Origin of the sequence: Mumia sp. zg.B21 (genome assembly GCF_019550855.1) — a bacterium.
Classification (GTDB): Bacteria; Actinomycetota; Actinomycetes; order Propionibacteriales; family Nocardioidaceae; genus Mumia.
The window spans coordinates 74366-94480 of the sequence record NZ_JAHWCJ010000004.1 but is presented as its reverse complement, the minus strand read 5'-3'; the positions used below and the strand labels follow the sequence as shown (position 1 = coordinate 94480).

Below are 20115 nucleotides of genomic sequence, written 5' to 3'. Positions count from 1 at the left end.
GCGTCACTGCTGAGAGGCGCGCGACTCCTCGTCGACGGCCGCGAGGATCCGGCTCGTCCCCGGCGACAGGATGCCCCACAAGACGGCGCCGGCGACGACGGCGAAGAGCCCGGACAGCGGCGGGGCAGCCTCACGGAGGTTCCACGCCAGGCCGAGCTGGATGAGCTGCGTGAACACGATGGGTGCCCTCACCCAGGTCTGGAGGCGCCACAGTCCGCGCGCGGAGGCCAGGAGCAGACCGGCGTAGGCGAACAGGAACAGCGAGGTCCCGATCGCCAGGACGGCGCGGTCGGCGTGCAGGTCCAGGAGGTCGAGCGTGGCGAAGACGGCGAGCCCCAGCCCCTCGACGGCCACGAGGAGGACGGCGGCGACGATCCTGACTGTCCGCCCAGGTGTGGTGTGACCCACGGAACAGGCTCCTTCGTTCAGATTGCCCTTGTGTTAACCGGCGTTTATTGCGACGATCTTATTGCTGCTGTTCAGCGCCGGTTTCACGGTGTTTTCCTCCGGGCGCAGGACAAACAGATCGGACGCCCAGAACCCCCTCACCTACGGTAAGGGACTAGTAGGCTTCCGCCCCCGATCGTGAAGTGATTCACAAACCTAAGATCGCGCCCTCCCGCGGTCAGAAGAAAGGACGTTTCGCCATGGACTGGCGTCACCACTCTGCGTGCCTCGACGAGGATCCGGAACTCTTCTTCCCCATCGGGAGTACGGGGCCGGCCATCTCGCAGGTCGAGGAGGCCAAGGTGGTGTGCCGCCGTTGCGACGTCCGCGAGCAGTGTCTCACGTGGGCGCTGGAGTCCGGTCAGGACCACGGCGTCTGGGGTGGCATGAGCGAGGACGAGCGCCGCGCACTCAAGCGTCGCACCGCGCGTGCCCGGATCCGCACCGCCTGACCCCGCGCCCTTCACCGGGCTGCTGCACCTTTTCGTACCGAGGCCCCGTACCCGCCAACCGCGGGACGGGGCCTTCGTCCGTCAGCGTCCCCCGAGCGGCACCTGGATGCGCACGCGCGTGCCACCACCGCCGGTCGCCGGATGCCGTGGGCCGAAGGACAGCACTCCCCCGAGCTCGGACTCCACGAGGGTCGCGACGATCGAGACGCCGAGACTCGTCGTCCCGCGGGGGTCGAACCCCGCGGGCAGTCCGACCCCGTCGTCCAGGACCGCGATGTCGAGCCGGTCACCGCGCCTGTGCGCCTCGACGACGACGTGGCCACGCTCCTCTTCTCCGAAGGCGTGCTCGGCGGCGTTCTGGATCAGCTCGGTGAGCACCATGGCCAGCGGCGTCGCCACCTCGGCAGGAAGCTCCCCGAAACTCCCGATCCGCTCCGTGGTGACGCTCCTGGCTGCCGAGGCGACCTCGGCGACCATGGTGCGCAGCCGGTCGGCGACGTCGTCGAACGGGACCTTCTCGTCGAAGGCCTGACTCAGCGTCTCGTGCACCACGGCGATCGACTCGATCCGTCGCACCGCCTCCTCGAGCGCCTCGCGACCGGCACCGGTGTCCATCCGGCGGGCCTGCAGCCGCAGCAGCGCCTGCACCGTCTGGAGGTTGTTCTTGACCCGGTGGTGGATCTCCCTGATCGTCGCCTCCTTGCTCATCAGCTCCCGCTCACGACGACGCAGCTCCGTCACGTCGCGCAGCAGCACCAGGGCGCCGGACGGCTCCCCCGAGGAACGGAGCGGGATCGAGCGCAGGCTCAGTGACGCGTCACCGTTCTCGAGCTCGGCCTGGGTGACGTTGCGTCCGGTGAGCGCAGGAAGGATCGCTTGCTCGGTGGGACGGTTCGGGGCGCTCAGCAGAGATCTGGTGACCTCCGCGAGGTCGACGCTCTCGAGGTCCCCTGTCACGCCGAGACGACGGAAGGCCGACACGCCGTTGGGGCTGGCATAGATGACCCGGCCGTCAGCGTCGGTGCGGATCAGCCCGTCGCCCACCCGCGGCGAGTGAGACAGGTCGGACTGCTCGCCCAGCAACGGGAACTCGCCCTTGCTGATCATCTCCGTGAGGTCGTCGGCCATCGCGAGGTAGGCGAGCTCGAGCCGGCTCGGCGTCCGCACTCCCAGGAGATTGGTGCTGCGGGCGATCACCGCGATGACGGCCCCGTCGCGGCGTACCGGGATGGTCTCGAGCCGGACCGGGATGTCGTCGCGCCACTCCGGGTCGCCCTCGCGCACCACGCGGCCCTGGCGGAAGGCCGCGTCGATGGTGGGTCGGCGGTTGCGGGGAACGAAGTCACCGACGACGTCGTCGAGGTGCGCCGTCACGCCGGTGGTGGGCCGCATCTGCGCCCCGGCCCAGAATCCTTTGCCCTCCGCATCGGGCAACCACAGGACCAGGTCCGCGAACGAGAGATCGGCGAGGATCTGCCAGTCGGCGACGAGCTGGTGCAGCCACTCCATGTCGGCAGCGTCGAGGCTGGTCTGGTGAGTCGCGACGTCGTCGAGGGAGGGCACGGAGTCCAGCGTATCCAGCGGGCGGCGGAGGCGGTCTGACTGCCGAGACGAGTGTGGGCCGGGTCTCGCCTGCACCGCTCGGCGTGCAAACATGTCCTCGTGTCCGAGTCGTACTGGCGTTCCGTGATCGACGCCGGGATGCATGTCCCGGACGACCGATCACTCAACGACCTCACGCTCGAGCTGATCGACATGCTGGCGAGCCCCGACGCCCACACGCGTGACGCCATCGCCTTCCCGCTGCTGGCGACGTGGATCCACTCCGGCGAGTACGACGCGTTGCTGCGCGGCTTCGGCAACGGCGTCGTCACCGGCCTCCAGACAGGACTCGGCACGCAGGGCGACCTGACGATCCTCCGGCGGTCCTACACGGCGCTCGTGCTGTCCGAGATCATCGTGCGCGACAACGAGATGCAGCTGCTGCCGGCGGCGACCGTGATGGGCTGGGGCGACCAGGCCACGTCGTGGTTCGTGCGCGAGAAGGACCTGCGGGGATGGATCCCGGACGTCGGATGGGCCAACGCCGGGTCTCACGGCGCCGACCTGCTCGGCGCCCTCGCGCGCTCGCCGCACTTCGACAAGCTCGAGCTGACGGTGCTCCTCGACGTCCTGGCCGACCGGCTGCTCTCCCCCACCGAGCACGTGCTGCACCACGGCGAGGAGGACCGGCTGGCGTACGCGGCGATGGCGGTGCTGCACCGCGACGTCGTCGCACCCAACGTCGTCGAGCCGTGGCTCGCTCGACTCGGAGCGGGGACCCGTCGCCCTCGTACCCGCGGCAGCTCGCCGGGTGAGTGGCCGACCCCGGCGGCGTACAACACCTCGCGCTTCCTCCGCGCCCTCTACGTCCAGCTCGCGCTGGGCGTGAAGGGGCGCGTGGAGGTGATCGGCGACGACGCGCTCTTCGCCACGCCCACCCCGCACCGCGCCGACCTGCTGCTTGCGGTGATCGAGCAGATCCGTGCCGAGACGCCGTGGCTGTTCGCGACGGCCGGCGGGCGACGGACGGTGACCACCGCGCGGTGACCGAGGATTACCCCTGGGTAACCTAGGTCACATGACAGCTGAGACCCCCACCGCGCCCGACGCTCCGGCCCCCGAGGGTCGGGAAGGCCACGGAGGCGACCACGCCCTCGACGCAGCCCGCGCGCACGGCGTGGAGACGATGTTCACCCTCTCGGGTGCCCATGTCTTCCCGCTGTACGACGCCGCGGTGAAGGCCGACCAGCCGATGCGTCTCATCGACGTGCGCCACGAGCCGTCCGCGGTGTTCGCCGCCGAGGCGACGGGGAAGCTCACCCGTACGCCTGGCCTGGCCGTGCTGACGGCCGGACCGGGCGTCACCAACGGCGTCAGCCCCATCGCGCAGGCGCACTTCGCCGGGTCGCCGCTGGTCACGATCGGCGGCCGTGCGGCGACGCACACGTGGGGCATGGGGAGCCTCCAGGAGCTCGACCACCCGCCGATCGTCTCCACCGTCTCGAAGTGGGCGGGCACGGCCAAGACCACCGATGAAATCGGTCCGACGGTCGACCAGGCGTTCGCGCTCGCGGGCTCGTCGCACCGGGGGCCCACGTTCCTGGACGTCCCGATGGACCAGCTCTTCAGCCGGACGACGGCGCCCGCCGACGCCGCGTACGGGAGCCTTCCCGACGCGATCGAGCCCGATGACGACCAGGTCGGGCAGGTGGCGCGTCTGATCGCCCGGGCAGAGCGTCCCCTCCTCGTCCTCGGGACGGACGTCTGGGCAGACGGCGCCGAGGAGGCGGCTCTGCGGTTCGTCGAGGAGACGGGGATCCCCGCCGTCTCCAACGGCATGGGCCGCGGGGTGGTCCCGCGCGGTCATCGACTGCTCGTCACGAAGGCGCGGTCCCAGGCGCTCGGCAAGGCCGACCTCGTCGTGGTCGTGGGGACACCGCTCGACTTCCGCCTCGGCTACGGCGTCTTCGGCGGCAAGGACGGCGCCACCCCCGCACAGGTCGTGCACGTCGCCGACAGCCCGGGCCAGGTGTCGACCCGCGCAGACCTCGCGGCCTCCCTCTCGGGCGACCTCACGGCGTGCTTCGACCAGGTGCTCCGCGCGCTGGAGGCGACGACCGGCACCCGCCCCTCCTGGTCCGGCTGGGCCGAGCAGCTCAGCGACGCCGTCTCGGCGGCGGTCACCCGCGACGCCGAGCTCCTCAGCGCCTCCGCCGACCCCATCCACCCCGGGCGCATCTACGGGGAGCTCATCCCGCGCCTGGCCGACGACGCGGTCGTCATCGGTGACGGAGGGGATTTCGTGTCCTTCGCCGGCAAGTTCCTCGAGCCGGCACGCCCGGGCTGCTGGCTCGACCCCGGACCGTACGGCTGTCTCGGCGCCGGTCTCGGCGCCGCGATGGCGGCACGGATCGCCCGACCCGACAGCCAGGTCGTCGTGCTCTTCGGCGACGGAGCCGCCGGCATGTCGCTGATCGACGTCGACACGCTCGTACGCCACAACCTGCCGGTCGTCATGGTCGTCGGCAACAACTCGGCATGGGGCCTGGAGAAGGCGCCGATGAAGTTCCTCTACGGCTACGACGTCGCTGCCGACCTCGCTCCGCAGACGCGCTACGACGAGATCGTGACGACCCTCGGCGGTGGTGGCGAGGCGGTCACCGACCCCAAGGAGATCGGTCCCGCACTCGACCGGGCGTTCGCGTCCGGCGTCCCCTACCTCGTCAACGTGATGACCGACGTCGACGCGATCTACCCGCGCAGCACCACCGGGGTCTGAGGTCGCGTACGGGCCACTCGGCCCGACGTGCGACCATGGGAGAAGCACAGTTCGAGGAGGACCCATGGGCAAGACTGGCCGCAAGCGCCGGGCGCGTCGCAAGAAGAACGCGAACCACGGCAAGCGTCCCAACGCTTGATCACACCGAGAGGGCCCCGCACCACACGGTGCGGGGCCCTCTCGTGTGTGGTCTCAGGCGACCGGCCGGCTGAAGCCGACGAGCTGCGTGCCGGGCACCGGCGACCAGTCGAGGTCGGTACGCCGGACGAACCCGTGCTGTCGATAGAGCCGATGCGCAGCGGTCATCTCCGGCAGCGAGCTGATCACCACCTCGGCGAGGCCCTCCTGGTGTGCACGATCGAGGCACCACGTGATGAGCGCGGTGCCGACACCACGGCCCACGGCACCCGGGTCCACGCCGAGCATCCGGAACTCGCCCTGGTCATGGCGCGTCGCGAGCTCACGCATCGACGAGCCCGGCGTGCACCAGGTCACCGAGCCCACGAGTCGTCCGTCGAGCTCGACGACGAGGACGACAGAGTCCGCGGCACGCGTGGCCACGTCGGCGAGCTTGGCGGCGTAGGCGTGGTCCTCCGAGCCGTCGGAGAACCGGAGGTAGCCCTCGCTGCGGTAGGCCGTGACGACGATCTCGCCGGCGCGCGCGTACTCCTCAGGCCGGACCGGCCGGACGAGCAGCCGTCCGGCCCCGACCGACGCGGCCGAGGTCACGGGCGGACGCGGGCAAGGAAGCGGTCGGTGTCGACGACGACCCGGCGCACCTCGCCCTCGGCCAGCAGCGTGCCGTCGGCGCTCATGACGACGACCTCGAACGACACCATGCGGCCGTCGACCGCGGTCACCGCGGCGGCGACCGTCACGGTCGCACCGACCGGACTCGCCGCGAGGTGGTCGAGGCGGACCCGGGTCCCGACAGACGTCGACCCGTCCGCGACCGCCGACGCGATCGCCTCGCAGGTGGCTTCCTCGCACCAGGCGAGCGTGCGAGGCGTCGCGAGGACCGGCAACGAGCCGCTCCCGAGGGCGAGCGCCGTGTCGCTGTCACCGACCGTCCGCGACAGCGTGGCGGACATGCCCTTCTCGAGCGCTCTCACGCGCCCGGGCTCGACGCCACGGTCGCTCCGCGTGACCGTCACGGTCGTGCGGATGGACGTGAGCACCTTGGCCCGCAGGACCTCGGGGGCCTTCTCGCGGCACGAGCGGGCGACGAGCTCCTTGACGATGCGCTCCACGTCGAACTGAGAGAGGCACGGTGCGCAGTCGGCGATGTGCGCGTGCACGGCGTCCCAGTCGCCCTCGGCCATCTCGTGGTCGAGGAACAGGTAGAGGTTCTCCAGGGCGCTCTGGCAGTCGGGGCCGAGCCTGATGTCGTCACTCATGCTTTGTCACCTGCTGAGACCATGCCGCGCTCCCGTGCGTAGTCGGTGAGCAGCTCGCGGAGCTGCTTGCGTCCACGGTGAAGACGCGACATCACGGTGCCGATCGGCGTCTCCATGATCTCGGCGATCTCCTTGTAGGGGAAGCCCTCGACGTCAGCGAGGTACACCGCGTAGCGGAAGTCCTCGGGGAGCTGCTGCAGCGCCTGCTTCACGTCGCTGTCGGGAAGGTGCTCGAGGGCTTCCATCTCCGCGGACTTCAGACCGCTCGAGGTGTGCGCGGCCGAGCGGGCGAGCTGCCAGTCCTCGATCTCCTCCGTCATCTGCTGCTGCGGTTGCCGCTGCTTCTTGCGGTAGGAGTTGATGTAGGTATTGGTGAGGATCCGGTAGAGCCAGGCCTTGAGGTTGGTCCCCGGACGGAACTGGTGGAACGACTGGTACGCCTTGGCGAACGTCTCCTGGACCAGGTCCTCTGCGTCGTGCGGGCTCCGTGTCATCCGCAGCGCGGCGGAGTAGAGCTGGTCGAGGAACGGCAGCGCGTCCTGCTCGAAGCGGGCGGTGCGCGCCTCGGCCGACTCACCGGCCTCGGCCCGGTCCGTCCCCTCGTCAGCGGGCGTCGCGGCTACGTCATTGGGTTCGGTCATCGCAGTCCAGCCTACCCCGGCGATGCCGGCCGGGACCGGGGTGATGACCCCGGCGGGAGCCGGACGGGTCAGAGTCGCGAGCACGCATCCTCCTCGGATCGAGGCGTCCGCCACAGTCGGGCGGCACCGTGTGGGTTCAACACGGGTCCGCCGGGCGTCATTCCCCGACGGGAGCCGCCCGCCCGACCCGGCGGCGTACGAAGTCGTGCACGCCGTCGACGAGCAGGGCGTCCACCGCAGCCTGGTCGGGGACCGCGCGCTTGCCGACCTTGAGGGAGTGGTCGGCGCCCGGGAGCACCACCATCGAGGTGCCCGCCGGGAACTCCGGCGGCGTCCCGAAGGGGTCACGCTCACCCTGGACGACCACGGTCGGCAGTCCCGACCCCTCGAGCTCGGCCACCCGGGTGCGCTCAGGCTTCCCGGGCGGGTGCAGGGGGAAGGCGAGCGCCACCACGCCCACCGCACCCAGAGCCCGGGCGCGACGGCACGCCACCCGTGCGCCGGCGCTGCGCCCGCCGATCACGAGCGGGACCCGCGGACGCAGATGGTCGACGAGCGCCGTGAACGACGCGTCGAGCACCGAGGGTGCCGGGGCGATCCGCCTGCCGGCCGTACGCCAGGGCATCTCGACGCGGACGACGCCGATCCCGAGGCGTGGCAGCCCGCGGTTGAGCACCTCGAGATCGTGGCTGTCGATGCCTCCGCCGGCACCGTGGGTGAGGACCAGGGTCGCCCAGGGGCGGTCGGGGCGCCGTGAGACGAGCCGCCCGGGCCCGTGAGGAGTGTCGTACGTGGCCTCGGCCAGGGTCGTCATCAGAGGCCACCGAGCGTCGGCTGCTCGCCCTCCTCGGCTGCGCCGGGCTCGTCCTCGAGGGCGATCGGCTCCACCAGCTGAGGGCCGTTGTTGCGGACGTTGTTGACCTCCCGGGACACCGGGTAGGCCTGCAGCGCCCCGGGTGCGGCGGGGACGAGCAGACGGGCGAGCTCGTCCTTGTCGTCGGTGTCAGGGTCGAGCCAGGTGGCCCAGCGGTCGCGCGGGACGAGCATCGGCGCCCGGTCGTGGATCCGGCCGACGTCGTCGGTGGCGGTCGTCGTGATGATCGTGAAGCTCCACAGCCAGGCGGTGTCGTCGTCCTCCGGCAGCGAGCGGTCCCGCCAGATCTCATAGAGCCCCGCCATGGCGAGCGTGCTCCGGTCGGGCGCATGGATGAAGAAGGGCTGCTTGACCGGTCTGCCCTTGGCGTCGCGCTTCTCGCTCGCGTACCACTCGTAGAAGCCGTCCGCCGGCACCAGCGCCCGCCGCTTCGCGTAGGCCGCGCGGAACGACGGCTTCTCGGCGAGAGTCTCGGCGCGCGCGTTGATCAGGCGGTTGCCGATCGCCCGGTCCTTGGCCCAGCTCGGCACCAGGCCCCAGGTGACCGCCTTGACCAGCCGGTGCTTCGCGGCGGGGTCCTCGCTGGAGCGCCGCTCCAGGATGAGCGGGACGACCTTGGTCGGGGCGACGTTGTAGTCGGGGTCCAGCTCAGGCAGGTCCTCGGCCGGCTCGGCCTCGAACTCGGCGCTGAGGTCGGACGGGGATCGCGTGGTGGCGTATCGACCGCACATGGCACCAGCGTTCCACACGTCGGTGACGGGGCCGCCGAGCGTGCACCGTGAGCCCCGGCGTCCGCCCGCCCCGAGAACGAGCGGACGCCGGAGCAGTCAGCCGAGCCCGTCCGCGGACCCCCCGCGGCCGAGCTCGCCCAGCAGGCGGGAGGCCGCCTCGCTGGTCCCCGGGACACCCTCGATCCACACCCGCGTGGGCGGGACGTCGGGTGAGGAGTCGACAAGGCCCCGCAGCGCGCTGTAGCCGCGGGTCGCGTCCCAGCGTCGCACCAGCGCGACGGCTCGGCGCTCGCCGAGCCGTGAGACGGTCTCGTCGCCGTCGAAGCAGGAACGAAGGAGCTCGGCGACGACGATCATCGAGAGCGACCGCAGCAGGCCGCTCTCCGCACCGCCGCTCGGACGCACCTCGACGACCACGAACGCCCACAGGTCGGACGCGCTCGCACCGGCGCGCTCGGCGAGACGATAGGCATCGTCGAGCCGGGTCCGCAGGTGTGCGGGCGAGGTGAGCCCGGTGAGGGGGTCCTCGCAGGAGACGACGTAGCTGTCCTGCGCGGCGGTCTCGGTCCACGCGATGCTCATCGCGCGGACCAGCTCGTACGGAGGGAGCGAGCCCGAGACGCTGCGACTCACGTCCTCGACGTCGCGCAACAGCTCGCTCCAGCCGATCCCCTCCGTGGCTGCGGCCGCCCCGAGCTCGACCGCAACCCCTTCGGGGTCCTCACCACCGCGAAGCACGTCCCGCAGCGCGTCCAGATGACGCCGGGGGACGAGGAACAGAGACTCCGCGGCCAGCCCGCGTATGGCCGGAGGGTGCCACTGGTCCTGCCGACCGGAGCTTGTCGCCGTAGGGCGTGCCATGTCGTCGCGCTTCATGCGAGTGAGACGGGCGCTTCGCCGGTCCATGACGCGGGTTCGACAACTTTTTTGCGCGACACGCCTGCGACACGTCGATCTCGCCTACCGTGGGAGGCGCCATGACAGAGCCCACCGCCGATCCGAGCAGGCCGAGCGACGCCGAGCTGATCTCGGCCGTCCGGGCCGGCGACAACGCCGCGTACGGCGTGCTGTTCGAGAGACACCGTGACGCGGCGCGTCGGATGGCCGCTCAGCTGGTCCGCAGCCCCGACGGTGACGACCTCGTGTCCGAGGCCTTCATCAAGGTGCTGGACCAGCTGAGGGCGGGCGCCGGGCCCGACGTCGCCTTCAGGGCGTACCTCCTCACCGCGATCCGCCGGCTCCACATCGACCGCGTGCGCGCCGACCGACGGGTTCAGCCCTCCGACGACCTCGAGAAGTACGACGGCGGCGTCGAGTTCGGCGACACGGCCGTGGCCAGCTTCGAGAGCTCCGCCGCGGCGCAGGCGTTCGTCGCCCTCCCCGAGCGTTGGCAGCTGGTCCTGTGGCACCTCGACGTCGAGGGGGCCAAGCCGGCCGACATCGCCCCGATGCTGGGCATGTCGGCCAACGGCGTCTCGGCGCTGGCCTACCGGGCACGAGAAGGACTGCGGCAGTCCTATCTCCAGGTCCACCTCGCCGACACCGCCGAAGAGAGCTGCCGTGGGACGACCGAGCGCCTCGGTGCCTACGTCAGGCAGGGCCTGGGCAAGCGCGAGACGACCAAGGTCCGTGAGCACCTCGACGGCTGCGCGCGCTGCACCGGTGTCTACCTCGAGCTGGTCGAGGTCAACTCGGGGCTCCGTGGACTGCTGGCTCCGGCGCTGCTGGGAGCGGTCGGACTTCGGTACGTCGCCGATCTCCAGGGTCAGGTGGCGGCCGCCGGCGCCGGTGCGGGGGGATCCGCCGCCGGGGGCGCCGGTCACACGAACCCGGGACGCTGGGCCGGGAACACAGCAGGGCGCGCCCGCGACTGGGTGACGGCGGCACCCGCCCATGGGGTGGCCGCGGCCGGGATCACGCTGGGCGTGATCGGCGCCGCGGTCGTGGCCGCGATGGCGTTCATGACGCTGGAGAGCCCGGGCGGTCCCACCTCCGACGAGGTGTCCGACGGGCCGTCGCTCTCGCTTCCCGGCCCTACGCGCCCCGGAGACTCCGACCCACGGGTCCGTCCCCAGACGGTCCCCCCGACGGCGGTCATACCCCCGACCCTTCCCGGGTTGGTGCCACCCGGATCCCCGTCGACCATCCCGGGGATCCCGGGTGTCGAGGACCCCGGAGCTCCTGACGCGCCAGAAGGACCGGGCGCACCCGACGACCCCGGGCCTGGCGGACCAGGCCCGGACGACCCACGCAACCCGGAGGAGCCGCAACCTCACGACCCCGGGCCCAACGACCCCGGGCCAACAGAGCCGGCACCCACCGAGCCTGGGCCCACCGAGCCGACAGAACCGACCGAGCCGGCACCGACCCCTCCCGTGGCACCACGAGACCTCGCGCTCACCGACGAGCCGGGCGGGCTCACACTCGCGTGGTCCGCCGTCGCCGGCGCCGACGGGTACGAGGTCTACCGGAGTGTGGGCACGGGCCTGGCGGGTGCGGGCCGCTCCGCAGCGGCGGTGGTGAGCGGCGACCTCGTGTCGGGCCCCGACCCACTCGTCACCACCTCGTTCGTCGACACCGGAGCACCGAACGGCGCCCGTGTGGTCTACGAGGTGGTCGCACTGAACGCCGCCGGGAGGTCGGAGACCGCGACCCTGGGCCCGATCCGGCTGCCCGCCGTCGCGCGCATCTCCGTGCGCCCGATCGGTCTCGGCACCCGCTGCATCGAGGCGACCGGTCGTCCCGGCTCCGCGTCGACGCGCCTCGGGAGCTGTGGCACCGCGACGGTGTGGCGGGTCTGGGACGCCGGCAGCGGCACGGGGTGGTGGACGATCCGCGCGGTCAGCGGGCCTGCGACCGGAGCATGCCTGACCTCGGCGGCGAGGCCCGTCGTCTCGACCGTGACGACGGAGGCCTGCGCCGGCAGCACCCGTCAGCAGTGGGCGTTCGACCCCGGCTCCACGGCGTCGCAGCACGTGTCGGCGAGGGCACGTCCGGGTCAGGTCCTGGACGCCACCACGGCGAGCGCCGGCGGCCCGCTCTTCACGCTGCCGCGCACCACGAGTCCGCGGCTCGATCGCAACCAGCGGTTCAGCGCGCTGCTCGAGGACGTCGCTGCCACGTTCCGCTGAGACCTGGCATCCGTTCCGTGGCGCCCGTCACCGGGAACGGCGTACGGTCACCGGCATGAGCGATGAGACGTACGTGGTCGTGGGTGGCGGGCTGGCAGGCGGGAGCGCGGCGGCGACCTTGCGCGAGGAGGGCTTCGACGGCGCGGTCGTGCTGGTCACCGTCGAGGACAGGCCGCCGTACGAGCGGCCGGTGCTCTCCAAGGGCTACATGCTCGGGTCGGAGAAGGAGTCCTCGGCGTACCTGCACGACTCCGGGTGGTGGAGCGACCACGACATCGACCTCCGGACGGAGACGATGGTGACCGGGGTACGCCTCGAGGACAGGGTGCTGGAGCTCGAGGGCGGCGGCACCCTGGCGTACGACAAGCTCCTCCTCGCGACCGGCTCGTGGCCGCGACGGATCGAGGTGCCCGGCGCCGACCTCGACGGTGTCCTCTACCTGCGCGACATGCCCGAGGCGGAGCGGATCCGGGCGGCCATCGAGGCCGGTGGTCCGCTGGTGATCGTCGGCGCCGGATGGATCGGGCTCGAGATCGCCGCGGCCGCACGGACGCACGGCGTCGCGGTGACGGTCCTCGAGACGGCGACCCTCCCCCTGCAGCGGGTGCTCGGCGACCGCGTGGCCGAGGTCTTCGCCTCCCTCCACCGGCACCACGGCGTCGACCTGCGGCTCGGCAGCGGCGTGACGGAGATCCGGGGCGACGGCGGCTCGGTCACGTCGGTCGTGACGAGCGAGGGCGAGGAGGTGCCCGCGGCGGCGGTGGTCGTGGCGATCGGCGCAGCACCGCAGAGCGACTGGGGACAGGCAGCGGGGCTGTCCGGCGACCCCGGCATCGACACCGACGCGTCGTTGCGCACCTCCGACGTCGCGGTGTGGGCAGCGGGCGACATCGCGGCGGTGGACAACCCTCGTCTCGGGCGGCGCGTGCGGGTCGAGCACTGGGCGATGGCGCACGACTCCGGTCCGGTGGCGGCGCGGTCGATGCTCGGCCAGGACGTCACCTTCGACAAGCTGCCGTTCTTCTTCACCGACCAGTACGACCTGGGCATGGAGTACGTCGGTCACGTGGAGGACGTCGACGAGACCGAGGTCGTCGTGCGGGGCGACGCCGCCCCGGCGGGCCCGTTGGCCTTCCAGGCGTTCTGGCTGCGCGACGAGGTCGTGCAGGCGGCGATGCACGTCAACATGTGGGACGACGGTGTCGACCCGCTCGAGGCGCTCGTGGGACGCCGCGTGGACGCGGGACGCCTCGGCGACCGGGGCGTCCCGCTGGCCGACCTCTGAGGTGACCGGCGCCGGTGATGTGTGGCGGTGGGCCGAAGAGGGTAGTAAAGAACCATGACTCTGCTGCGTACCGTCGCCCGTCCGTTGCTCGCCTCGATGTTCGTCTACGGCGGAGCGAGCGCCCTCCGTAACGCCCCGATGATGGCCGAGCACGTGAAGCCGACGACCGACAAGATCGCCGGGTTCGTGCAGTCGGTCGTCCCGGGAGCATCGATCCCGACCGATCCGGAGTCGATGGTGCGCGTCAACGGCGCCCTCCACCTCGGCTTCGGCACGGCGCTGGCGCTGGGGCGTTTCCCGCGCCTGTCCGCGGCGGTCCTGGCCGCGACGTTGGTCCCGACCACCCTGGCGGGCCACTCGTTCTGGGACGAGGACGACGCCTCGACGGCGGTCAACCAGAAGATCCACTTCACGAAGAACCTCTCCATGATGGGTGGCCTGCTGATGGCGACCCTCGACCCCGAGCCGCACAAGAAGATCCTGCCCCGGCGCGCGAAGGACCAGGTCGTCAAGGCCGGCGGCCACGTCCAGGACTCGGTCCAGAGCACGGCCAAGCAGGTCAAGAAGTCGCTGCCGCTCTGAGCGTCGCCACGACGTCGTCGCAGTCGTGGTCGGATAGGCTCGGCTGCGATGACGTCACCGCTGTGGGCCGCCCCGTTCCGTCTCGATCCCGTCGACGCGACAGTGTCGCTCCCGGGGTCGAAGTCGCAGACCAACCGCGCGCTCGTCCTGTCGGCGCTCGCCGACGGCCCGTCGCGGCTCGCGCGCCCGCTCGTCTCCCGTGACACGTCGCTGATGGCCGAGGCGCTGCGGACCCTGGGCGTGGGCGTCGTCGAGGACGGCGACGCCTGGGTCGTGACGCCGGCCACGTGGGGCACGCCCCTCGGCGCGGTGCACATCGACGTCGGTCTCGCGGGGACCGTCATGCGCTTCGTGCCCCCGGTGGCCGCGCTGGCCGACGGCGAGGTGACGTTCGACGGCGACGACCGGGCACGTGAACGCCCCATGGCGACCACCGTCAGCAGCCTCCGCGCGCTGGGTGTCACGGTCGTCGACCGCGGCGACGGGCGGCTCCCGTTGGCGGTGCGCGGCGACGGGCACGTACGCGGTGGCGCGGTGACCATCGACGCGTCGGCGTCGAGCCAGTTCCTCTCCGCGCTGCTGCTCGCGGGCGCCCGCTACGCCGAGGGCGTGGACGTACGCCACGATGGCCCGCCGGTCCCCTCCGCGACCCACGTGGAGATGACGCTCACCGAGCTCAGGCGCCGTGGCGTGACGGTGGAGGCGAGCACCGACCGCTGGACCGTCGAGCCCGGCCCCATCGCCGCGTACGACACCACGATCGAGCCCGACCTCTCCAACGCCGGTGCGTTCGTCGCCGGTGCCCTGGTCACCGCGGGGCGGGTCCGGGTCACCGGATGGCCCCGCGCGACCGACCAGGCTGGTGATCGGTGGCGAAGGATCGCCGAGGCGTTCGGGGCCGACGTGTCGTTCGACGGCGACGACCTGGTCGTGACCGCTCCCCCCGCCCTCGACGGTGTGACGCTCGACCTCCGCGACGAGGGCGAGCTCGCCCCGGTGGTCGCCGCCGTCGCCGCACTCGCCTCGGGGCCGTCGACCTTGACCGGGATCGGTCACCTCCGCGGCCACGAGACCGACCGTCTCGCCGCGCTCGCCGCCGAGATCAGCCGACTCGGTGGCGAGGTCGAGGAAGGCACCGACCAGCTGACGATCCGTCCGCGTCCCCTGCACGGCGCCACGCTCCGGACGTACGCCGACCACCGGATGGCCCACGCGGCGGCCGTGCTCGGGCTCGCGGTCAAGGACGTCCGTGTCGAGGACGTCGCGACGACCGCCAAGACCTACCCGGGCTTCGCGCAGGACTGGGAGCGGTTCGCGTCGTGACGCAGCGCTACGACGAGGACCGTCCGCACGAGCAGTTCGACCGCCCGCGCCGGCACACGCGTCCACGGACGAAGGAGCGCCCGAGCTACGACGACGCCGAGACCGGCTGGGTCGTCGGCATAGACCGCGGGCGCTACGGCCTGCTCGTCGGCGACGACGACCGCGTCGTGACGGCGATGAAGTCCCGGTCGCTCGGTCGCAAGGCGGTCGTGGTGGGCGACCGGGTCCGGATCGTCGGGGACACCACGGGAACCCACGACACCCTCGCCCGCATCGTCGAGGTCGAGGACAGGACGACGGTGCTCCGCCGTACGGCCGACGACAACGACCCGATCGAGCGCGTCATCGTCGCGAACGCCGACCAGATGGTCATCGTCACCGCGCTCGCCGATCCTCCACCTCGACCTCGCCTCATCGAACGCTGCCTCGTCGCGGCGTTCGACGCGGGGATGCGCCCTCTGGTGTGCCTCACGAAGTCCGACCTCGGCGATCCGGACCCCCTGGTCGCGATGCTCGTCCCGCTCGAGGTCGACGTCGTCGTCACGCACCGAGGTGGTGACCTGGAGATGCTGCGCGAGCGGCTGCGCGGGCGGACCAGCGTGCTCGTCGGCCACTCCGGCGTCGGCAAGTCGACGCTCGTCAACGCGCTCGTCCCTGACGCCGAGCTGGCGACAGGCGACGTGAACGCCGTCAGCCGTCGCGGTCGGCACACCTCGACCTCGACCCACGTGCTTCCGCTGCCGTTCGGTGGCTGGATCGTCGACACCCCGGGGATCCGGAGCTTCGGGCTGGCCCACGTCTCGATCGACCGGCTGCTCGCTGCGTTCCCCGACCTGTCGGACGTCACCGAGGAGTGTCCACGTGGCTGCCAGCACACCGTGCACGACCCTGAGTGCGCCCTCGACGTCGCGGTCTCCGAGGGCCGCCTCGACGCGGCGCGGGTCGACTCCTTCCGCCGACTCGTGGTCAGCCGTGAGGACGCCGACTGACGTGGTCCACGTGTGCTGCGGCGGCACCGATCAGGGAGTCAGGCACTCCTCGAGCGACGCCGTCTCGCCTGCCGCGACGCCGGTGGCGCACCACACCGCACGCGAGCCCCGGTCACCGGTCTCGTAGGTGATCCACGCGGCCGTGACCCCGGAGACGGCCAGCAGGACGGCGACCAGGGTCGAGGCCAGACCGGCCGTCCTGGTCGCGACCATAGCCGCGAGCACGGCCAGGACGGCGAGCACGATCGCGGCGTAGAGCAGACGGTTGCCCCACGTCTGGTGGACGTCGATGGCGTCCGCGATCTCGCCGCCCAGCTCGAGTCGATCCTTGAGCTGCTCCCCCGACCGGACGGTCGCGTACGTCCCAGCGGCGGAGATCACGGCCAGCACGGCGACGGGCCAGCGCAACGCCCACCGCCACCGCGGCACCAGGAACGCGAGCGTCAGGAGCGCGGTGACCGGGATCAGCACGATCGGCGCGTGAAGGAAGAGCGGGTGGAGCGGAACTCCGTCGATGAAACCGAACATGGCTGCCTCCCAGGACGGTGTCCATCGTAGGGGTGCGTACCTCTACTGTGGGCCCATGGCGCACTCCCACCACGACGATCTCCGGCTCTGCCACGTGCTCGCCGACAACGCCGATGCGATCTCGATGGAGAAGTTCAGGGCCGCCGACCTCGTGGTGACGACCAAGCCGGACACCACCTGGGTGACCGAGGCGGACCAGGCCGTCGAGCGGACGATCCGGCGTACGCTGCGCAGCGCGCGCACCCGCGACACCGTGCTCGGCGAGGAGTCGGGCGAGCAGGTCGGCACCGTCGAGGACGCCCCGCGGCGCTGGATCATCGACCCGATCGACGGGACCTCCAACTACGTGCGAGGCGTGCCGGTGTGGGCGACTCTGATCGCGCTGGCGGTCGAGGACGAGGTCGTCGCCTCGTGCGTCTCCGCTCCCGCGCTCGGTCGACGCTGGTGGGCCTCGAAGGGCGGAGGCGCCTACACCGGCAAGTCGCTCATGTCGGCGACCCGCCTCCAGGTGTCGAAGATCGATCGGATCGACGACGCGTCCCTGGCCTACGCGTCGCTCGGGGGCTGGGAGGACATCGGCAAGCTCGAGAGCTTTCTCGCGCTCACCCGGCGCTGCTGGCGCACCCGCGGCTACGGCGACTTCTGGTCCTACATGCTGCTGGCCGAGGGCGCTGTCGACATCGCCGCCGAGCCGGAGCTGGCGCTCTGGGACATGGCCGCGCTCGACCCCATCGTCCGCGAGGCGGGTGGCACCTTCACGGCGCTCAACGGCCAGCCCGGCCCGTGGCACGGCAACGCGCTCGCGACCAACACCCTGCTGCACGACGCGGCGATGGCCTACCTGGGCTACTTCCCCGACCCGGTCCCGCACGACGAGCCCGGAGACAGCAACGAGCACGGGGGTGCCCAGCGAGCCACCGCACCGACCAACGTCACGAACCTGGCGGCCCGTCGCCGCTCGGACTCCTGATCCACGCATCCCCGCCCTGCCGGCCTCGGTAGGATCAGCGTCATGTCCACGCCGACGCCGCCGTACCCCTCTGTGCCGGGCGGGCCGTCCGGATCCGGGCAACCGGCGTACGGACAGCAACCCCCGTACGGACAGCCGCCGTACGGACAGCCGCCGTACGGACAGCCCTCGCCGTACGGACAGGCACCGTACGGACAGCAACCCCCGTACGGCCCGCCCGCCTACGACCCGTACGCCCAGGGCCTGCCGCAGGCGAGCTTCCCCATCCCGAGAGATCCCGACGCACGCCCGGCCACCGTGACGATCGCCGGCTGGATCACGATCGTGACCGCGACGCTGGCCGTTCTCGGGTGGATCGCCATCGTGCTGGCCATCGACCCGCTCCTGGACGAGATCGCCAAGCGCCCCGACGACTTCGACCAGACCGGGTCCGACATCGCGACGATCGCCGACAGCATGTCCGTGATCTATACGACGGCCGTCGCCTTCATCGTCGCCTCGCTGGCCGCGGCGGCGCTTGCCGTCCTCACGTTGCGACGCGTCGGATGGGCCCGGATCGCCCTCGTCGTCCTCTCGGGTCTGACGATCGCCGTCGGGATGCTGATGATCATGGCGCTCGTCTCGCTCCTGTGGGTCGTTGCGGGTGTCGCGGTGGTGGTGCTGCTCTTCACCGGCGGCGCCAATGAGTGGTTCTCCAGGACCGGCTCGGAGTGGGACACTTCAACGAGCGGCTACGGCACCGGGTACGACGCCTACCGCAACTCGAGCAGCTCCTACCAGCGGCCCGGACCGCCTCAGGGCTGGTGACCGCGAGTCGGATCGCGCTAGGTTGACCCCATCGTCCACGCCTGGGGGGATCAACGATGAAGGTCAGCGACGTCATCACGTCCAAGGGGAGCACCGAGGTCTTCACGATCGCGCCTGACGCGCCGATCTCCGACCTCCTCGACGAGCTCGCCGAGCACAACATCGGTGCGCTCGTCGTCTGCGAGGACGAGCGCCGCCTGGTGGGGATCGTCTCCGAGCGCGACGTGGTCCGCAAGCTCCGTGGCATCAGCGACCCGACGTCGCAGCCCGTGTCGTCGATCATGACGACCGACGTCCACACCTGCGCGCCCGAGGACTCCATCACCGCGATGCTGGAGACCATGACGAACCTGCGCATCCGGCACGTCCCGGTGATCAGCGAGGACGGCGACCTCGTCGCGCTGCTGTCGATCGGTGACGCCGTGAAGTACCGGATGCAACAGCTGAAGTTCGAGCGCGACCAGCTCAACCAGTACGTCGCCTCCGCACGCTGACCTGGAGTGCCGACGACCCGCGTGACCCGCCTGGCCGGCAAGCAGCGCCACGACCGTGACGCGCTCGACCGACTTCTCGACTCGTCACGGATCTGCCACGTGGCCGTCGACGTCGACGGATTTCCCACGGTGTTCCCGACCGCGTTCGCACGCGACGGTGACGTGCTGCTCATCCACGGGTCGACCGGCTCACCCTGGATGCGCAGGCTCGCCCGGGGTGCCCCGATCTCCGTGGCGGTGACGGCCCTCGACGGCATCGTGGTCGCCCGTTCGGCGTTCGAGTCGTCCTTGCACTACCGCAGCGCGATGCTGTTCGGCGCCGCGTCGCCGCTCACGGGGGACGTGCAGGCACGTGCTCTGGACCTGCTGACCGAAGCCCTGGTCCCCGGTCGCCTCTCGGAGGTCCGGCGCCCGACGTCACGCGAGACCGCGGCGACCCTGGTGCTCGGGCTGCCGATCGAGCACTGGTCGCTCAAGGTGTCCGACGGCTGGCCCGAGGATGACCCCGACGACGTGGCCGGACCGGCCTGGGCGGGCGTGGTCCCGCTCACCGAGGCTGCGGGCAGCCCGCTGCCCGCTCCCGACCTCCGACGCGGTGTCGTCGTGCCTTCGTCGGTGAGTCGGCTGACGTCGCCCGACGGCATCGCGCAGCCGTCGTCGCGTCAGCCGTCGAAGTAGGACTCCATCAACCGCTGCGCCCACTCCGGCTGCTCGACGTGCTCGGGGAGGAACGCCGGCATCGCCGGCTTGATGTCGAGCACCGGTGTCCCGTCGACCGCGTCGAGTCCTCGCACGGTCAACCGCCGACCCTCGACGGCGACGATCTCGCACGCCGAGTGTCCGAGCCTGTTGGGGCGGACCGGGCCACGGTCGGCGAAGATGCCGATCGCCGGCATGTCGCGGCGACCGAGCGGACGCTGCGGCTCACGGTAGTCGGCGCGCTCTTCGACCTCGTCGAAGACGAAGACGAGCTCCACGTGGGAGAACCCGTCCAGACCCTCGAACGGGCGTTCCCCAAACCTCTCGTCGACCTCGACCACGCTGTCGACGTCACCCCAGCCGCGGTCACCGGACGGGTCCTCGGCGGGGCCGTGCACGACGCCCACCGGCGTCATCGGGAAGGTGGTCACTGCGCTCCTCTCG

The 20115-nt window shown here is 71.5% G+C and carries 23 protein-coding genes; 13 read left to right on the top strand and 10 right to left on the bottom strand.

Translation table 11 applies throughout. From position 1 onward, the window contains the following. Positions 1-3 precede the first annotated feature (3 nt). Positions 4-408, bottom strand: coding sequence for a hypothetical protein (locus tag KV100_RS15640; protein WP_220344040.1), 405 nt, complete (start codon positions 406-408; stop codon positions 4-6). A 239-nt stretch (positions 409-647) separates the two neighbouring features. Between KV100_RS15640 and KV100_RS15635 the strand changes: the two genes are divergently transcribed. Further along, positions 648-899 (top strand): WhiB family transcriptional regulator, encoded by a 252-nt coding sequence (locus tag KV100_RS15635; protein WP_220344039.1) that lies wholly within the window; start codon positions 648-650, stop codon positions 897-899. Between the two features lie 81 nt (positions 900-980). On the opposite strand, the gene KV100_RS15630 is transcribed toward KV100_RS15635, so the two are convergent. Beyond that, a complete protein-coding gene (locus KV100_RS15630; protein ID WP_220344038.1) occupies positions 981-2462 on the bottom strand; it encodes a sensor histidine kinase in 1482 nt (493 codons plus the stop codon). A 99-nt stretch (positions 2463-2561) separates the two neighbouring features. On the opposite strand from KV100_RS15630, the gene KV100_RS15625 reads away from it, so the two are divergent. The 3 genes from KV100_RS15625 to KV100_RS20385 all read left to right on the top strand — a co-directional run bounded on the left by KV100_RS15625 (position 2562) and on the right by KV100_RS20385 (position 5359). After that, entirely contained in the window at positions 2562-3488 is a 927-nt protein-coding gene (locus KV100_RS15625; protein WP_308289409.1) for a DUF2785 domain-containing protein, read from the top strand. 31 nt (positions 3489-3519) lie between these two features. Continuing rightward, entirely contained in the window at positions 3520-5220 is a 1701-nt protein-coding gene (locus KV100_RS15620; protein ID WP_220344037.1) for an acetolactate synthase, read from the top strand. Between the two features lie 64 nt (positions 5221-5284). Continuing rightward, positions 5285-5359, top strand: a complete 75-nt coding sequence (locus KV100_RS20385; protein ID WP_373887156.1) for a 50S ribosomal protein bL37 — start codon at positions 5285-5287, stop codon at positions 5357-5359. Between the two features lie 53 nt (positions 5360-5412). On the opposite strand, the gene KV100_RS15615 is transcribed toward KV100_RS20385, so the two are convergent. From KV100_RS15615 to KV100_RS15585, 6 genes are all read right to left on the bottom strand, one after another. Further along, on the bottom strand, positions 5413-5949 hold the full coding sequence (locus tag KV100_RS15615; protein ID WP_220344036.1) for a GNAT family N-acetyltransferase: 537 nt from the start codon (positions 5947-5949) through the stop codon (positions 5413-5415). Continuing rightward, on the bottom strand, positions 5946-6617 hold the full coding sequence (rsrA, locus tag KV100_RS19765; protein ID WP_255566296.1) for a mycothiol system anti-sigma-R factor: 672 nt from the start codon (positions 6615-6617) through the stop codon (positions 5946-5948). The genes KV100_RS15615 and rsrA overlap by 4 nt, the downstream gene beginning before the upstream one ends. After that, the gene (locus tag KV100_RS15600) at positions 6614-7258 is read right to left on the bottom strand and encodes a sigma-70 family RNA polymerase sigma factor (RefSeq protein WP_220344035.1); all 645 of its coding nucleotides are present in this window, start codon (positions 7256-7258) and stop codon (positions 6614-6616) included. The genes rsrA and KV100_RS15600 overlap by 4 nt, the downstream gene beginning before the upstream one ends. 157 nt (positions 7259-7415) lie before the next feature. Further along, the gene (locus tag KV100_RS15595; RefSeq protein ID WP_220344034.1) at positions 7416-8072 is read right to left on the bottom strand and encodes an alpha/beta family hydrolase; all 657 of its coding nucleotides are present in this window, start codon (positions 8070-8072) and stop codon (positions 7416-7418) included. Then, positions 8072-8863 carry an SOS response-associated peptidase gene (locus KV100_RS15590; RefSeq protein WP_220344033.1) on the bottom strand — a complete coding sequence of 264 codons (792 nt, stop codon included), beginning with the start codon at positions 8861-8863 and terminating at the stop codon, positions 8072-8074. The genes KV100_RS15595 and KV100_RS15590 overlap by 1 nt, the downstream gene beginning before the upstream one ends. 96 nt (positions 8864-8959) lie before the next feature. Next, positions 8960-9724 (bottom strand): hypothetical protein, encoded by a 765-nt coding sequence (locus tag KV100_RS15585; protein ID WP_220344032.1) that lies wholly within the window; start codon positions 9722-9724, stop codon positions 8960-8962. 116 nt (positions 9725-9840) lie between these two features. On the opposite strand from KV100_RS15585, the gene KV100_RS19940 reads away from it, so the two are divergent. Genes KV100_RS19940 through rsgA form a run of 5 tightly spaced genes read left to right on the top strand, consistent with a single transcriptional unit; the run spans position 9841 to position 16173 of the window. Beyond that, positions 9841-11994 carry a sigma-70 family RNA polymerase sigma factor gene (locus tag KV100_RS19940; RefSeq protein WP_220344031.1) on the top strand — a complete coding sequence of 718 codons (2154 nt, stop codon included), beginning with the start codon at positions 9841-9843 and terminating at the stop codon, positions 11992-11994. Between the two features lie 55 nt (positions 11995-12049). After that, the gene (locus KV100_RS15575; protein ID WP_220344030.1) at positions 12050-13279 is read left to right on the top strand and encodes an NAD(P)/FAD-dependent oxidoreductase; all 1230 of its coding nucleotides are present in this window, start codon (positions 12050-12052) and stop codon (positions 13277-13279) included. A gap of 54 nt (positions 13280-13333) precedes the next feature. Next, positions 13334-13861 carry a DoxX family protein gene (locus tag KV100_RS15570; protein ID WP_220344029.1) on the top strand — a complete coding sequence of 176 codons (528 nt, stop codon included), beginning with the start codon at positions 13334-13336 and terminating at the stop codon, positions 13859-13861. Between the two features lie 48 nt (positions 13862-13909). Further along, positions 13910-15184 carry a 3-phosphoshikimate 1-carboxyvinyltransferase gene (gene aroA, locus KV100_RS15565; protein WP_220344028.1) on the top strand — a complete coding sequence of 425 codons (1275 nt, stop codon included), beginning with the start codon at positions 13910-13912 and terminating at the stop codon, positions 15182-15184. Continuing rightward, positions 15181-16173 carry a ribosome small subunit-dependent GTPase A gene (gene rsgA / locus KV100_RS15560; RefSeq protein WP_220344027.1) on the top strand — a complete coding sequence of 331 codons (993 nt, stop codon included), beginning with the start codon at positions 15181-15183 and terminating at the stop codon, positions 16171-16173. The genes aroA and rsgA overlap by 4 nt, the downstream gene beginning before the upstream one ends. 30 nt (positions 16174-16203) lie before the next feature. Here the strand turns inward: rsgA and KV100_RS15555 are convergent, their stop codons facing one another. Beyond that, a complete protein-coding gene (locus tag KV100_RS15555) occupies positions 16204-16701 on the bottom strand; it encodes a DUF2231 domain-containing protein (protein WP_220344026.1) in 498 nt (165 codons plus the stop codon). Positions 16702-16756: 55 nt separating this feature from the next. Between KV100_RS15555 and KV100_RS15550 the strand changes: the two genes are divergently transcribed. Genes KV100_RS15550 through KV100_RS15535 form a run of 4 tightly spaced genes read left to right on the top strand, consistent with a single transcriptional unit; the run spans position 16757 to position 19650 of the window. Then, entirely contained in the window at positions 16757-17671 is a 915-nt protein-coding gene (locus KV100_RS15550) for an inositol monophosphatase family protein (RefSeq protein WP_220344025.1), read from the top strand. Positions 17672-17713: 42 nt separating this feature from the next. After that, positions 17714-18478 (top strand): hypothetical protein, encoded by a 765-nt coding sequence (locus KV100_RS19935; protein ID WP_220344024.1) that lies wholly within the window; start codon positions 17714-17716, stop codon positions 18476-18478. A gap of 56 nt (positions 18479-18534) precedes the next feature. Continuing rightward, on the top strand, positions 18535-18972 hold the full coding sequence (locus tag KV100_RS15540; protein WP_220344023.1) for a CBS domain-containing protein: 438 nt from the start codon (positions 18535-18537) through the stop codon (positions 18970-18972). A gap of 6 nt (positions 18973-18978) precedes the next feature. Continuing rightward, positions 18979-19650: a pyridoxamine 5'-phosphate oxidase family protein gene (locus tag KV100_RS15535; RefSeq protein ID WP_220344022.1), complete on the top strand. Its 672-nt coding sequence runs from the start codon at positions 18979-18981 to the stop codon at positions 19648-19650. Here KV100_RS15535 and KV100_RS15530 read toward each other — a convergent pair. After that, a complete protein-coding gene (locus KV100_RS15530) occupies positions 19635-20102 on the bottom strand; it encodes an SAM-dependent methyltransferase (protein WP_220344021.1) in 468 nt (155 codons plus the stop codon). The genes KV100_RS15535 and KV100_RS15530 overlap by 16 nt on opposite strands. Between the last annotated feature and the right edge of the window lie 13 nt (positions 20103-20115).